The 15524-nt window shown below is 73.0% G+C and carries 10 protein-coding genes; 2 read left to right on the top strand and 8 right to left on the bottom strand.

Annotated features, from left to right (window positions below; genetic code table 11):
* Positions 1-46: 46 nt before the first annotated feature.
* From ACWCPW_RS38095 to ACWCPW_RS38080, 4 genes are all read right to left on the bottom strand, one after another.
* Positions 47-1564, bottom strand: coding sequence for a CYTH and CHAD domain-containing protein (locus ACWCPW_RS38095; protein ID WP_449766169.1), 1518 nt, complete (start codon positions 1562-1564; stop codon positions 47-49).
* Between the two features lie 163 nt (positions 1565-1727).
* Entirely contained in the window at positions 1728-2123 is a 396-nt protein-coding gene (locus tag ACWCPW_RS38090; protein WP_449766168.1) for a GNAT family N-acetyltransferase, read from the bottom strand.
* Between the two features lie 158 nt (positions 2124-2281).
* Positions 2282-3916 (bottom strand): hypothetical protein, encoded by a 1635-nt coding sequence (locus ACWCPW_RS38085; protein WP_449766167.1) that lies wholly within the window; start codon positions 3914-3916, stop codon positions 2282-2284.
* A gap of 189 nt (positions 3917-4105) precedes the next feature.
* The gene (locus tag ACWCPW_RS38080) at positions 4106-5635 is read right to left on the bottom strand and encodes a DHA2 family efflux MFS transporter permease subunit (protein ID WP_449766166.1); all 1530 of its coding nucleotides are present in this window, start codon (positions 5633-5635) and stop codon (positions 4106-4108) included.
* Between the two features lie 80 nt (positions 5636-5715).
* On the opposite strand from ACWCPW_RS38080, the gene ACWCPW_RS38075 reads away from it, so the two are divergent.
* Positions 5716-6501 carry a TetR/AcrR family transcriptional regulator gene (locus ACWCPW_RS38075; protein ID WP_449766165.1) on the top strand — a complete coding sequence of 262 codons (786 nt, stop codon included), beginning with the start codon at positions 5716-5718 and terminating at the stop codon, positions 6499-6501.
* Here ACWCPW_RS38075 and ACWCPW_RS38070 read toward each other — a convergent pair.
* Genes ACWCPW_RS38070 through ACWCPW_RS38055 form a run of 4 tightly spaced genes read right to left on the bottom strand, consistent with a single transcriptional unit; the run spans position 6479 to position 11706 of the window.
* Positions 6479-8212 (bottom strand): dipeptide ABC transporter ATP-binding protein, encoded by a 1734-nt coding sequence (locus ACWCPW_RS38070; RefSeq protein ID WP_449766164.1) that lies wholly within the window; start codon positions 8210-8212, stop codon positions 6479-6481. The two genes, ACWCPW_RS38075 and ACWCPW_RS38070, sit on opposite strands and share 23 nt — an antisense overlap.
* Entirely contained in the window at positions 8209-9069 is an 861-nt protein-coding gene (locus ACWCPW_RS38065; RefSeq protein WP_449766163.1) for an ABC transporter permease, read from the bottom strand. Before ACWCPW_RS38065 ends, ACWCPW_RS38070 begins: the two co-directional genes overlap by 4 nt.
* 4 nt (positions 9070-9073) lie before the next feature.
* A complete protein-coding gene (locus ACWCPW_RS38060; protein WP_449766162.1) occupies positions 9074-10045 on the bottom strand; it encodes an ABC transporter permease in 972 nt (323 codons plus the stop codon).
* Positions 10042-11706: an ABC transporter substrate-binding protein gene (locus ACWCPW_RS38055; RefSeq protein ID WP_449766161.1), complete on the bottom strand. Its 1665-nt coding sequence runs from the start codon at positions 11704-11706 to the stop codon at positions 10042-10044. The genes ACWCPW_RS38060 and ACWCPW_RS38055 overlap by 4 nt, the downstream gene beginning before the upstream one ends.
* 794 nt (positions 11707-12500) lie before the next feature.
* Between ACWCPW_RS38055 and ACWCPW_RS38050 the strand changes: the two genes are divergently transcribed.
* On the top strand, positions 12501-15458 hold the full coding sequence (locus ACWCPW_RS38050; RefSeq protein ID WP_449766160.1) for a helix-turn-helix transcriptional regulator: 2958 nt from the start codon (positions 12501-12503) through the stop codon (positions 15456-15458).
* Positions 15459-15524: the final 66 nt, after the last annotated feature.

The raw sequence follows: 15524 nt of genomic DNA, 5'->3' as shown, positions 1-15524 counted from the left end.
AGCGGCAAGGCGGGAGGGCGGGGGAACGGGAGGGCGGGGAGCGGGGTTACAGGCCTCGGCGCAGCCGAGGGCGGGCGAAGTCGGCCCAGTGGGCGGGGAACTCGGCCTCGACCCGCCGGGCCAGCGCGACCTCCTGGCCGTACAGCAGGCCCCACGTGAAGGAGTTCTCGCCCGCGCCGTGCGCCGCGATGGCCAGCCGGCGCAGCGCCTTGCGGGTCTGCACGCTGTCCTGGTGCGTGCCGAGCAGGCTCTGCAGTCCCTTGGCCCCCTTGGTGAGCCGCTTGGCGGGCTTGCCCAGCGCCGGGCGGGTGGCCTCGCCGGCGTAGCGGACCCGTTTGGCGGCCTTGCGCACCTCGTGCAGTGCGGTGTCGCGGGCCCGGCCGGTGGGCGAGCGCAGCGCGACTCGGGCGCGCCGGGAGATCCGCCGGTCGCTCCGGAGCAGGGCCGCCGCGACCGGGCGGCGGGCCGGTTGGCCGGCCTTGACGGTGAACGGCGGCCTCGCGATCAGGGCGTCCAGCGCGTCCAGGAGGGCGAAGTAGCGGGCGCCGTCGAGTTCGGCGAGGACGCGGACCCGGGCCTCGGTACGCCGGCGCGCGTCCCAGGCGGTCAAGCGGGCCTCGACCGGACCGAGCACCGCCTCGGCGGGCAGCGCGGCGATCCGCTCGCGCAGTCGCTCGGCGAGCACCTCCTGATCCCGGACCCGGCCCAGCTCCGCAGCGAGCCACTTGAGTTCCGCGCCCAGAATCCCGGTCACCCGCTCGTCCAGCACCCGCGCGAAGACCCGGAACGCGCTGCGCAGCCGCCGCGTGGCGACGCGCATCTTGTGCACCGAATCCGGCTCGTCGAGGCGCACCCGGGGGTCGTACGCGAGCAGCGTGTCGACCTGTTCCCGAACGTAGTCCAGCGCCACCGCGCCGGCGCTGTCCGCGCGCGGCTTCGCGACCCGGCGCTCCGGCCGCATCCCCGCCTCGGCCAGCGCGTGCCCGAGCTTGGAGGGGGCCGCCGCGCGCCGCCAGCCGCCCTTGGTCAGTCGCCGCTCCAGCGCGTCCGCCAACGCGGGCTCGCCGTCCACCAGTTCGACCTCGACCTCGGACCAGGACGTGCTGCCGGGGCTCGGCCCGACGAACACGTCGGCGGTCACCGCGTCGCGGGCGATCTCGGCCAGCGTGGGCCCGCCCGCGCGGGCGACGCGCACCTCGCGCACGGTCCGCAACCGCACCACCGGCACCGGCTCGGTCCCACGCGTGTACGCCCGGATCCGCACCGCGAGTTCGGCCGGCAGCACCCGCTCGGACGCGCCGAGCGGCACCCGTACCTCGTCCCGCGCGTCCACCCCGGCGGGCAGCTTCAGATGCCACCCGGCGTCCGCGCCGCCGGTCCGCCGCCGCAGCGTGATCCCGCGCGCGGCCAGCGCCAGGCCGGGCGTGTCGAAGTACATCGCGTCCAGTTCTACGGTCTCGCCGACCTCGACCCGCACCCCGTCCGGCATCCCGGCGAAGTCCGGCACGCCCACCCCGTCCGGCGCGACATACTTGCGCTCGACCTCACGCACGACCTCGGCCATGGCACGCACCTGCTTCCTCGGGGCGTCGCGAGGGCCTCGACCCGGGTGGTCGAGGGATCCTCGGGGGCGGATGGTCGACACGTCCGGGACCGGAGTTCGCCGACCGGGCTCGCGGATACCTGTGCCCGATTCCGTCGGCCCGACACGGGTGATCCGCACGGGTTCAGTCGTCGAACGTCCAGGCGAACATGACGTGGTCGGACTCGGTGGTGGCGGCGGAGCGGTAGGTCGCGACGGCGGCCTCGTTGGCGCGGTCGGTGAGCACCCACATGCCGTAGCAGCCGCGTTTGCGGGCCAACTCGGCCAGGGCCTCGGTGAGCGCGCGGCCGATGCCGTGGCGCTGGTGGTCGTCGGCGACGGCCAGTTCGTACAGGAACATCTCGGTGCCCTTGTCCGGGTGCGTCGTCTCGACGCCGGTGACCATCCCGACCGGGGTGGCGCCCACGTAGGCGAGCAGGATGTGATGCCCCGCCTCGCCCAGGAAGCGGGCCGCCCAGTCCGGGCGTACCGGGTCGTCGAAGAGGTCCCCGGCCGCGATCACGTCCGCCACCGTCGTCACACGCCGAATAGTCGCCACATTCGTATCCACGACGACATTCAACGAGATTCGGACCCGTTCCAGAAGCCGTGACAGGCAATGGACATCCCATGGTTGGGACGGAGAGGGGGTGGGTTCGGGAGGAATGGCACGGTTTGCTGCGGGTCTGCTCTCCTCACCTACTCGCCGGACGACTTCCCCGGCGACTTGCCCGGCGATTCGGCGGACGACTTCCCGGACGACTTCCCCGCGAACGACAGCGCGCGGCGCACGTCGCGGCCGGCCTGGCGGGATTGGGCCCAGACGGTGCGCGAGATCGCGCCGATCGGGCCGAGCGTCGCGCGCCAAGCGTCGGCGATCGCGCGAGTGGCGGGGGCCACCACCGCCGACCTCGCCCACACCAGCGGTCGCCCGATCAGTACGCGCACCGCCCGAGCACTCGCGCCGACCAGGAGCACCGTCCGCCGCCCGATCCACGACGCCGGTCGCACCGCCGCGAAGCGCAATCCTCGGCCGGTCGTCCGGGCAAGCAGCACCGTCTCCCGGCCGGCCCAGCGCACGGGCAGCACGATCAGGACACGCAGCGCCCGGCCGATCATCCGGGTGAGCACCACGGACCCGCGGCCGGCCCAGCGCGCCGGCGGCACGATCAGGACGTACAGCACCCGGCCGAGTGCGCGGACGAGGCAGACGACCCGGTGCCAGGCCCACACCACCGATCGTGCGACGACCACCTCGAAGACGATCCCGATGCCGCGTCCGACGGCCGCGATCCCGCGTCCGACGAACCGCAGGGCGTGCAGCGTGCCTCGGCCGGCCCAGCGGATCGGGACGACGAGGCCGAGGTACGACACGCGTCCGATGAACCGGGCACTCAGGGCCAGGCCGCGTCCGAGCAGGTCGGCCCCGGCGAGCAGCCCGCGCCACGCCCACTCGGCCGGCGTCAGTACGACGTGCCGGAGTACGAAGCCGACACCCCGTCCGAGAGCGACCACGGCACGTCGGCCGACGCGCGCGCCGGCCAGTACGCCGCGCGAGAGCCACTTCAGCGGCACGATCAGGACGTAGTACGACCACCGCCCGAAGCCGCGGGCGGCCACCCGGCCGGCCCGCCAACCCCACCGGGCGGGCAGCACGAGGAGGAAGTACCCCGCGCGCCCGATCGCGGTGCCCAGGAGGCGGGCGGCGCGGATCGTCAATCGGACCAGTGCGACCAGCCCGAGGCCCAGCGGGCGCAGCAGCGCGGTCCGGATCCAGCGCAGCGGCAACACGATCCCGTACCGCCCGAACAGCCGCAGCCCGCGCCACAGCAGGTCGACGGCCAGCCACCGCAGCCCCCGCCCCGCCGCGAACACACCCGCCCGCACGGCCTTCGCGAGCGGGACCAGGATCAGGCCCCACACCCATGTGTCGAGCCCGCGCCAGACGGCCACGATCGACCGCACCATCGGGACCAGGATCCAGTTCCGAACTCCTGCCCCGACGGCGCGCCCGAGCGCCGCCAGGAGCCGGCCGGCCGGGTACAGGATCCGGTCCCGGGCACCTCGGCCGACCACCTTGAGCAGTTCCCACACCAGCCGGGTGGGCAACAGCACGAGCACCGCGACGATCCGGATCGGCCAGCGGATGAGGGCGTAGATCAGGCCGGTCGGCTCCGCGGGGGATCCGGTCGGTTTCATCGCGGTCGCGGTCGCGGTCTCCGGCGCAGCCGCGGACGCGGCCGCGGGTGTGTGTCGCGCGGGCGAGAGATCCTTGCGCAGATCAACCGGAACCAAACCGTCCGGTCGTTCGGCGTCGCGATCGGTGTCCCCCATGTGCTTCCCCCCGAGGTAGCCCGGCTTCCCGCCGGATCCTGCCTCCTTGGGACACCGCGACCGGCGCATCCTCACGCTCCGTGCGCGAGGAATTTTCGAAGGCAGGGGGAGACGTGGAGCCTCCGTGACCGGGCGGCCCCGGTCCGCGCGCCGCCGAGACGGGGCACGGACCGGGCCCGCAACCGGACGTCAGACCTCCAACCGCGCCGCTCCGGCCGCCGCCACGCCGTCCTTCGAACCCACCTCCGTCTCGGTAACCGCCTTCGCATCCCCGTTCGAAGCCGCGCCCGAAGCCCCATCCGAAGCCGCGTCCCCGCCAGAAGCCCCGGCCGCCCCGCGCCGCAGCACCAGTCCGACCGCCCCGACCACCAGTGCGATCGCGATCAAATACCCGAAGGTGCCCTGGAACGCGGGCACCACGGCGTGGCTCTCGGTGCGGTTCTGCAGGACCAGCGCGGCGATCGCGATGCCGAGCGTGCCGCCGATCTGATTGCTGAGGTAGACGGCCGCCGTCGCGCTGGGCACCGACTCCGGGGCCACCGAGCCGAACACGGAGGACATCGCGGGCGCGCCGACGAAGCCCAGGCCCGCGCCGGTCACCAGCGAATAGCCCACCAGGATCGCGGTGTTGGTGCCGGCATCGGCGGTACTGAAGCCCAGGATGCCCAGCGCGGCCAGCACGCCGCCGAACGGGATCAGCGCGCGGGCGCCGATCTTGTCGAAGAGTTGACCCGCGATCGGCATGCCGATCCACACGCCGACTCCCTGCGGTACCAGCAGCAGGCCCGCCGCCATCACGCCCCGGTCGCGCGCGACCTGGTAGTACAGCGGGATCAGGAACAGCAGGGAGAACAACAGGATTCCGGTCAGGAACACCGCGCCGATGCCGCCCGCGAAGCCGCGGATCCGGAACAGCCGGACGTCGATCAGCGGGTGTTCCGCGCGCAGCGCGTGCAGTACGTAGCCGACGATCAGCGCCGCGCCCGCGACCAGTGCCGCGATCACCTGCGGCGCGCCGAAGCCGCTGTCGCCCGCGGCCTGGGAGAGGCCGTAGACGACCGCCGCGAAACCGGGGCACAGCAGCGCGATGCCGCGCGCGTCCAACGGCGGCGGCTCGCCCTCGCGCGGCGGATCGGCCGGGATCTGCCGGTAGGCCAGCGCCAGTGCGAGCACGCCGATCGGCAGGTTGATGATGAACATCCAGCGCCAGTTGGCGTGTTCGAGCAGTACGCCGCCGAGCACCGGGCCCAGGATCGGGCCCAGGGTGACCACGGCGCCGACGATGCCGATCATCTTTCCGGCCCGCTTGGGACCGGCGGCCAGGGCGAGCATGGTCAGCAGGGTCGGCTCCAGTGCGCCGACGCCGACGCCCTGGAGCACTCGGAAGGCGATCAGGCTCTCCGCGTTCCAGGCGATCGCGGACAGCGCCGAGCCGGCGAGGAAGACGGTCAGTCCGGTCAGCCATACGGTCTTGCCGCCGTAGCGGGCGGCGGCCCAGCCGGCCAGCGGCACGGTCGCGGCGAGGGCCAACAGATAGCCGGTGGCGACCCATTCGATGGTTTTGAGCGGTGCGTCGAAGCGGTCGCCGAGCGTCTCGATGCCGACGTTGACGATCGTGGTGTCCAGGATGCCCATCACGCCGCCGAGCAGCATCACCAGCATCAGGCGCAGGAGGGGACCGTCGATCTTGGTCTCGGGGTCGGGGGGTGCGGTGGCCATGAACGCCTCCAAGTTACCGATGAGATCAGTTAACTAAACTCGCGAGTAAAAATTAACAGCACGTCTGGTAACGTCGCAACATGGTCGAGGGAACGAAGAGGTCGACGACACGAACGGCCGGCGGTACGGCCGCGCGGGCCGGTGGGGCGCCCCGCGCGAGCGCGGAACCGGCGCCGACCGAGGCGGCCGAGGCGGCGTCGCCGGCCGCGCACACCACCACGCGCGGGCGGATCGACAAGCGCCGGGCGATCCTGGCCGCCGCCGAGGCGGTGTTCACCCGTGACGGCTACACGCTGGCCGGGATCGACGCGATCGCGGCCGAGGCGGGCGTGTCCAAGCCGACCATCTACAACCACCTCGGCGGCAAGGAGAACCTCTTCCGCACCGTCGTGGTGGAGGCGGCGATCGAGTCCAGCGGCCGGATCCTGGCCGCGCTGGAGGCGTTTCCCACCGACGCCGCGGACCTGCATCCGCGGCTGACCGCCATCGCCCACCGCGTCGTGCAGTGTCAGGCCGGCGAGAAGGGCTGGGCGCTCCAGCGGCTGGTGTACGCCGAGGCCGCGCGCTTCCCGGACCTGTACGACACCATCCGCGAGGGCGGCACCGTACGGATCATCGACGCGTTGGCGGGCCGACTGGCCCGGCTCGCGCACGGCGGACATCTGGACATCGACGACCCGGTCACCGCCGCGAACCAGTTCCTGGCGCTGATCTCGGGGGACCTGCCCACGCTCACCGCGTTGGGCACCCGGCCGGTGGACGACGCCGCCCTGGACCGCGCGGTCACCGCCGGGGTGACCACGTTCCTGCGCGCGTTCGAGCCGCGCGCGGGCGCCGCCCCGGTCACGACGCGCCCCCGGCACTGAGCACCCGGCCGTCGCGCGCCGCCGGAGCCCTGGGCGCGCCGAGCGGGTCGTCCTCGACCGCCGCCACCGGGCGCGGTACGGCCGCGAGCAACTCGCGCGTGTAGGGCGCCCGCGGCCGGGCGAACACCCGCTCGGCGTCGCCGCTCTCCACCACCCGTCCGTCCTTCATCACCAGGATGCGATCGCTCACGTGCCGGATCACCCCCAGGTCGTGTGAGATGAACAGCAGCGCCAAGCCCAACTCGGCCCGCAGATCGGCGAGTAGGTCCAGGATCTGGGCCTGGATGGACACATCCAGCGCGGACACCGGCTCGTCGCACACGATCAGTTCCGGTGAGGGCGCCAACGCCCGTGCGATGGCCACGCGTTGCCGTTGACCGCCGGACATATCGCGCGGCCGTCGGTCCAACAGGTCGGTGGACAGGCCGACCAGCTCCAGGAGTTCGGCCACGCGGGCACGATGTGCGGCGCGGGTGGGCCGCAGCCGGCCGCCCGGAAGTCCGGCGGCGGCGACCGCCTCGCCCAGGATCCGGGCGACCGGGTACCGGGGGTCGAACGAGCCGAGCGGGTCCTGCTGTACCGCCTGGATCCGTCCGCGCGAGGCGCGTCGCGCGGACTCGGGCAATTCGCTCCACGGCGCGTCGCGAAAGAGCACGGATCCCGTGTCGGGCCGTTCCCAGCCCAGCACGATCCGCGCGGCCGTGGTCTTGCCGGACCCGGACTCGCCCACCACGCCCAGCGTCTCGCCCGCCCGCAGCTCGAACGACACGTCCCGGACCGCGTCGTGCGTGGTCCCGTCCGGCCCGCGGAAACGCTTGCCGATCCCGGCCACCTCCAACAACACCTCGCCCACCGGCGGCGCGGCCGGTACCGCCACCCGGGTCGGGCCCACCGGCGCGGACAGCCGGGTCCCCTTCGCGTGCACCGACGGCACCGCCGCGAGCAGCGCCCGGGTGTAGGAGTGCTCCGGCTCGGACAGGACCCGTGCGGCCGGCCCCTGTTCGACGATCTCGCCCGCGTACATCACCGCGATGCGGTCGGCCATCCGGGCCACCGCGGCCAGGTCGTGGCTGATCAGCAGCACGGCCGTGCCCTGTTCCTTGAGCCGGCCCAGCAGGCCGAGCACCTGGGCCTGCACGGTGACGTCGAGCGCGGTGGTCGGCTCGTCCGCCAGGAGCAGTTCGGGGCCACCGGCCAGCGCGGAGGCGATCAGGCCGCGCTGGCGCAGCCCGCCGGAGAGCTGGTGCGGATACTGTCGGGCCCGGCGGGCGGGGTCCGGGATGCCGACCTCGCCCAGGAGTTCGAGCGTGCGGGCGCCGACCCGATCGCGGGGCACCACGGCGTGGGTGCGCAGCGTCTCGGCGACCTCCGCGCCGACCGTGCGCAGCGGGTCGAGCGAGACCAGCGCGTCCTGGAGGACCAGGCCGATCCGGCGGCCCCGAATCGTTCGCCAGCGCGACTCGGACAGCCGGCTCAGGTCGGTGCCGGCGAAGTCCAGGCGACGGGCGCTCACTCGGGCCCCGCCGCCGGTGAGCCCGACCAGGGTGCGCGCGGTGACGCTCTTGCCGGAGCCGGATTCGCCGACCACGGCGAGGCATTCGCCTCGTGCCAGGGTGAACGACACGTCGCGCACCACGGGTTCGCGGCCGGGGAAGGCGACGTCGAGTCCGTCCACGACGAGCAGCGGTTGAATCGCGGGGGTGGTGGTCATCGGGGGATCCCTCCGGCGAATCGGGTACGGGCGTGCCGGCCGGCCACGTTCACCGCGATCACCGCGCAGGTGACCGCCGCGCCGGGGAACACCCCGATCCACCACGCGGTCTCCAGGAAGCCGCGCCCCTCGGAGAGCATCGCGCCCCACTCGGGCGAGGGCGGCTGGGCGCCCAGGCCCAGGAAGCCGAGCCCGGACGCGTAGATCAACGACGTGCCGAAGCCGACCGTGCCCAGCACCAGCAGCGGCCCGATCGCGTTGGGCAATACGTGCCGCACGATCAGTACCGGTCGGCGCAGACCCAGGCCCGCCGCCGCCTCGACGTAGCCCGAGCGACGCACCACCAGGGCCTCGGCGCGCACCAGACGCGCGTAACCGGGCATCGCCGCGATCGCCACCGCGACCATCACGTCCACGGTGCCCCGGCCGAGCAGGGTGACCACGAACAGCGCGAGCAGCAGTTCGGGCAGCGACAACATGATGTCGGCCAGACGCATGCCCGCCTGATCGGCGGCCCGCCCGCCCAGCGCCGAGAGCAGCCCCCAGAGGGTCCCTCCGACCAGTGCGAACACGGTGGCCCCCAGCCCCAGCAGGAGCGAGGGGCGGGCGCCGTGCAGGACCCGGGCGAACACGTCGCGGCCGAGTTGGTCGGTGCCGAACCAGTGCTCCGCGCTCGGTCCCTGGAGGGCGGCGAGCGGATCGGTTTCGATCGGCGAGGTGCTCGTGAACAGCCCGGGCGCGAGGCCGATCAGCGCGAACAGCAGCAGAACGGTGAGCGCCACCACCACGCTCGGCCGCGGCGTGCCCTCGCGCCGGATCCGCACCCGCCGTTTGCCGGCCGCCAGTGTCTGGCTCATCCGCTCAGCCCTTCCGCAGCCGGGGGTCGATGACGGCGTAGAGCACGTCGGTGAGTTGCGAGATCAGCACGAACACCAGGGCGGCGAGCAGCACGACGCCCATCACCACCGGCATGTCCTTGGTGTTCACCGATTGCAGGGTCAGCGCGCCGATCCCGGGCCGGGCGAACACCTTCTCGACCAGCACCGTGCCGCCGAGCAGGGTTCCGGTCAGCCAGCCGGACAGGGTCAGCAGCGGGATCGCCGCGTGCCGGAAGGCGTGCCGGACCCGGACCGCGGTCGCGCTCAGCCCGCGCGCCCGGGCGGTGACCACGAACGGCTCGCCCAGGGCCTTGTCCAGGCTCTCCCGGAGCACCTGCGCGAGCACCCCCGCGATCGGCAGGGCGAGCGTCACGGCGGGCAGCACCAGCGTCCGCACGCCCTCGGTGCCGGCCACCGGGAACCACTGCAACCGGAACGAGAACACCGTCAGCAGCACGATGCCCAGCCAGAACGAGGGTGTGGACACCGCGACCAACTCCCACGCGCCCAGGCCCGACCGCAGCGCGGACCGGCGCCCGGCGGTGGCCAGCGCCGACACCACGGCGATCACCACGGCCAACACCAGTGCGGACAGCGCCAGTTCGAAGGTGGAGCCGAACTGCTCGCCGATCAGCGCGGACACCGGCTGCTGGAGCTGGTAGGACTCGCCCAGTCGGCCGTGCAGCAACTCCCACAGATAGTGCAGGTATTGGCTGACCAGCGGATCGTCGAAGCCGTAGTCGGCGCGGATCTGCGCGCGCACGGCCGGGGACGCGGTGGTCTGCGGGCCCAGCAGCGTGGCCACCGGATCACCCGGCAGCAACTTGAGCCCGGCGAACGCCAGGGTCGCGGCGCCGAGCAGGACCGTGGCGATCGCCACCAGGCGCCCGCCGACCGCGCGCAACACGCGCGGCAGGCGGGCGGTGGGGGCGGTCGAGGCCGCTGCGGAGGTCATCGCCGCGAGGTCCACACGTCGTGGAACAGCGGCCACGCGTTCGGGTCCAACCGCAGCCCGTTGATCTGCTTGCCGGTCGCGAACAAGGTGGTGGCCGAGTAGAGCGGGACCACCGCGGCGTGTTCGATCACCCAGCTCTGGGTCTTGGCGTAGAGCTGTTCGCGGGTTGGCCGATCCAGGGTGGCCGCCGCGGCGTTGGTCCATTCGTCGATCTGCGGGTTGCTCAGCCAGGCCGCGTTCTGTCCGCCGGCGCTGGGCAGGTTCGCCGAGTTGAAGTACAGCCGCAGCACGTCCGGTTCGAACCGGGCCCAACTCATGTCGAGCAGGTCGTACTTGCCCGCGTACGCGTTCGTGGTGAACGCGCCCAGGTCCAGGGCCGGGCGCTGGACCTCCACGCCGATCTTCTTCAGGTCCGACTGCACGGCCTGGGCCAGGATGTCGCGCTGCTCCCGCACGGCGGCGGGCGCAGTCGGCCACTGCACGGTCAACCGCTTGCCGTCCCGGGTCCGATAGCCGTCCCCGTCGCGCGCGCTCCAACCGGCCTCGTCCAGCAACCGCCCGGCGAGCGCCGGGTCGTGGGGCCAGGTGTTCTCCAGCGACTTGTCGTAGGCCGGCGTGGCCGGTCCCAGCGGACCCCACGCGCGCCGGTACTGGTCGAAGTAGATCGACTGGATGTTCGGCCCGATGTTGATCCCGCGCTGCACCGCCTTGCGCACCCGTTCGTCGTCGAACGGCGCCCGCGTGGTGTTCAGGAACAGGCTGTACACCGCGCCCGCGAAATCGTGCCGCAGCACGCGCACGTCCGCGCGCGCCTCCAGGCTCTTGACGTTGATCGGCGGGATCGACCCGGCGATGTCCACCTGACCGCCGGCGAACGCGCCCACCCGCACCGAGTCCTCGGGCAGGAAGCGGAAGGTGAGCTTGTCCAGGTAGGCGGGGCCCTGGTGCTTGGACCCGGCCGGCGCCCAGTTGTATGCCGGGTTGTTCTCCAGCGTCAGGCTCTGGGCCTTGGTGTGCGCCGCGAACTTGAACGGGCCGGTACCCACCAACTGGGCGCCGCCCGCGCACAGTTTGTCGCCGGCCGCGGCCAACGCCTGCGGCGAGTAGAAGCCGAGGTAGGCGGTGCTCGCGGCCTGGAGGAAGGGCGCGAACGGCTTGCCGAAGGTGACCTTGACGGTCGCCGGGTCGAGCACCTCGGCGCCGGTGTAGGGGCCCAGCAGGCTCGCCGCGTACTGCGACTTGGTGGTCTTGGCCGCGATGCGGTCGAAGTTGACCTTGACCGCGTTCGCGTCGAAGGCGGTGCCGTCGGTGAACTTCACGTCGGTGCGCAGTTTGAACGTGTAGCTGGTCAGGTCCGGCGCGACCTCCCAGGAAGTGGCGAGCCAGGGATGGAAGTTGCCCTGTTCGTCCTCGGAGACCAGCGAGTCGAACACGTTGCGCTGGATCGAGGCGGTGATGTCCTGGGGGCTGACGTGGATGTCGAAGCAGGTCGGCTCGGTGTTGATCGCCACCGTCGCGGATCCGCCCTTGACCGGCGGACCCGCGGCCTGCTCCGCCGCCGCCTTGCCGCTCCTGTCGCTCGCGGTACAGGCGGACAGGACCAACGCGGCGGTGAGTGCCGCACCGACGATTCCGGGTAGACGTGGTCGGAATACGCGCATGGTCGAGTCCTGTCGAGAGTCGGGGGATCGTGCGAAGAGGCGCAGGGCGGAGCGACCGCCGCCGGCACACCAGGACGCTAGTGGCGCCGCCGCGACCCCCAGCACCCCTAACGGACCCCTACCGACCCTTGCGGGTGCGGGGACGGAAACGGGTGCGATCGGGAGTCCGGCGCCACTTGTCCATCGGTGCGCCGTTTGTGCGCCTCGCCCGTGTCATAAGGGGGCGAACGGCGTGTCCGTGTGTCGGCTTTCTTTCGCGATGCCTTCGTGTTGACGCGACGCGGGCGGATTTCTAGACTGCCGTTCAGCTATGAAGCGAAAGTCCGGATCACCGACTCGGAGCTTTACTACTTCTTCGGAGATGGCCGTGCAGGGGACCAGTGGTGCGAGCGCTTCGCGACTCGCCCTGGTGTCCCGCCTCGACGTCGACCTCGCGCGCATGTCCAGCGGACTGTGTCGTCGAGTCCTTCGTCGCAGGGATCGTTCGTCGGGTTGATGCCCGCGCCGCCCGCCAGGTGACGGGCGGACGTCGTACCCGTACATCCGAGTACCCGTACATCCGACCAGGACCGGGTCGATCCCTCTCCGTTTCCGCGGTCCCCTCGGGCCCATCGACGTGCCCGACGGCTCCGGCACCCCGGACCCCGAAATCGCGCGTGCCGCTCCTGTTCGAGGCGTGGATATCCTGCCTCGTTTCGGCCCGGGCGTGGTACGGGCGTGCGGAAATATTAATTCAGCGTCAATAGCGAATTCAACATGCGGAAACGCAGAGATTTCCGCCGGGGGAGTGGCACGTGTTTTTCGTGGGTCGAACCGAGGAACTCAGCCGACTGGATACCGCCCGGGCCCGCTGCGCGACCGGCGTCGGTGGCGTGATCACCGTCTGCGGACCCGTGGCGGTCGGCAAGACCGCGCTCCTGCACGCGTTCGGTGACCGGCCCGCGTCCGACGACGCGCTCTTCCTGCGCGCCGTCGGCACCCCGATGGAACAGGACTTCCCGCTCGGCGTGGTGCGCCAACTGGTCCTGGCGGCGCCGCCGGCCGACGTGGACACCAGCCGGATCGACCGACTCCTGGACGACGGCGCGTACACCGCCGCGTTCGGCGGCACCGACGCGCCGGCCGCGACCACGGTGCGCGCCGTGCACGAACTGAGCGCGGTACTCCTGACGTTGGCGCGGAGCCGGCCCCTGGTGCTCGTGGTGGACGACATCCAGCACGCGGATCCGGTGTCGCTCCAGTTCCTGGCCCACCTGATCCGGCGGATCCGCGGCGCGTCGGTGCTGGTGCTGCTCGGCGAGCGCGATCACGCCGCCGCGCCCTCGGCCGCGTTCGCCGCGTTCTCGGCGGAGGTCGAACGCCAGCCGCACCACCGGCGGATCCGCCTGGGCCTGCTCGGCCGCGCCTCGGTCACCGAGCTGCTGGCCCACTCGCTGGGCCCGGCCGCGGCCGCCCGACTGTCCGCAGACGTGCTCGAACTCAGCGGCGGCAACCCGCTGTTGATCCGCGCCTTACTGGAGGACACGGGACCCGGCGCCCGCTCGGACTCCTCCCGACGCCCACTGCGGCCCACCGTCGCGGACGCGTACTGCCGGGCCGTGGTCGGCTGCCTGTACCGGCTCGACCCGGCCACCGTGGACGTCGCGCGCGGACTGGCCCTGCTCGGCGAATCGGAGACCACCGAGGGTCTGGCCGAACTGCTCGAACTCGAACCCGCCACGACCACCCGCGCGGCCCGCACGCTCAACGACGCGGGACTGGTGGCGTGCAGTCGATTCCGCGACGACCGGGCCCGCCTGGCGGTGCTGGACACCATGACGCGCCCGGAGCGCGAGCGCGGCCACGGCCGGGCGGCCACGCTGCTGCACATCGACGGCGCCCCCTCCGAGTCGGTCGCCAAACACCTGGCCGCCGCCGGGGAGTTCCGGGCGCCGTGGGCGGTGCGCACGCTGCGCGAGGCGGCGGAGGCGGTGGTCGCCGAGGGGGATCTGCGGCTGGCCGTCGACTACCTCAAGCTGGCCGAGCGGATCGCTCCGGACGAGTGCACCCGGGTGTCCATCAAGGCGTTCCTGATCGGCCTGGAGTGGCTGGTCAACCCGGCCGCCGCCGCACGACACGTGCCGTGGCTGGCCACCGCGGTCCGCGACGGCCGACTCGCCGGCCGGGACGCGCTGGTGTGCGTGCGCTATCTGGCCTGGTACGGCCGGCTCGACGAGGCCAAGGCGGTGGTGGAGGCCGGCCGGCGCTCGTGCGCGCCCGGCGAGGCGGACGAGTGGGTCACCGCCGCCGAGGCCCGCGCCGCCCGGGTCTGGCTCAAGTACTGGTATCCCGCCGTGGACGCGGGAGCGTCCGGGGCCGAGCCCGAGGTGTCCCCGCTGCCCGCGACCATCGGCCGGATCGAGGGCCTGGACCTGCTCACCGCCGTGCTGGCCGGACGACTGAGCGGCGACCAGGTGTGCGATCGCGCCGAGCGCATCCTGCGCGGCTCGCGGCTGGACGACGGCACGATGGAATCGCTCACCTCCACGCTGACCGCGCTGGTGTACGCCGATCGGGCCGCCGAGGCACAGGAGTGGTGCGCCACGCTGATCGACCAGGCGGCGGCGCGGCGCAGCCCGATCGCGCACGCGCTGTTGGCCGCCGTGTTCGGCGAGATCGCGGTCCGCCAGGGCGACCTGCTCGGCGCCGAGGAGAGCGCGAAGACCGCGCTGACCCGGATCGTGCCCGAGGGTTGGGGCGTCGCGGTGGGCGTCCCGCTCGCCGCGCGGATCACCGCCGCGGTCGCGCGGGGTGACCACGAGCAGGCCGCCCGGCACCTGGAACTCCCGGTGCCCGGCGCGATGTTCCACACCCCGGCGGGGCTGCACTACCTGCACGCGTGCGGGCGGTACAACCTGGCCACCGGCCGCCCGGACGCGGCCCTGCACGACTTCATGTCGTGCGGCGAGCTGATGATGGCGTGGCGGATCGACCTGCCCGGGTTGGTGCCGTGGCGGGTCGAGGCGGCCCGCGCGCACGTGCGCCTGGGCGATCACGACGCGGCCCGCGAGTTGCTCGCGGAGCAGTTCGACCGGCTGTCGGACGAGCCCTCGCGCACCAGGGGGTTGGCCCTGGGCGTGCAGGCGGAGGTGGTCGAACTGCGCCGCAGACCCGCCCTGCTGTGGGAGTCGATCCGCGAACTCCAGGCCTGCGGAGACCGCTTCGAGTTGTCCCTGGCGTTCGCCCGACTCGGCAACGCCTACCGCGAACTGGGCGACTTCGGACGGGCCCGGCGCGCCGCGCGGCGGGCGCAACAGTTGTCCGAGGCGTGCCAGGCCGAGCCGCCGCGCCCGCTGCCGCGTACCGAACGGCTGGCCGCGGTGCCCGATCGGGACGGCGCGATACCGCACGTGCCGCAGCCGGCGCCGATCCGGGAACCGGCCCGGATCGGCGAGGCGGGCCGGATCGGCGAGAACGGGCGGGTCGCCGATCCGGGGCGCGTCGGCGAGTCGGGCCGGGCCCGCGCGGCGGAGCCCACCCCGATGGTCGGCGCTTCCGCCGGCGTCGACGAACAGCCCGGCGCCGGCCTGAGCGACGCCGAGCGCCGGGTCGCCGCGCTGGCCGCGCAGGGGCAGACCAACCGGGAGATCTCGCGCCGGCTGTTCATCACGGTCAGCACCGTCGAACAACACCTGACCAGGGTCTATCGCAAGCTCGGGGTGGCCCGCCGGCTGGATCTGCCACCGTGGTTGGAAGAGGAGATCGCGGGCTGAACGGCCCCTGACCGGGGGTGGGACCGGGGACGCCGCGCGGGTCGGGCGGCGTCCCCGACAGACCCG

This window comes from Embleya sp. NPDC001921 (assembly GCF_053594475.1).
The sequence above is the reverse complement of the archived record's forward strand: the minus strand, read 5'-3'. Positions and strand labels throughout refer to the sequence as shown.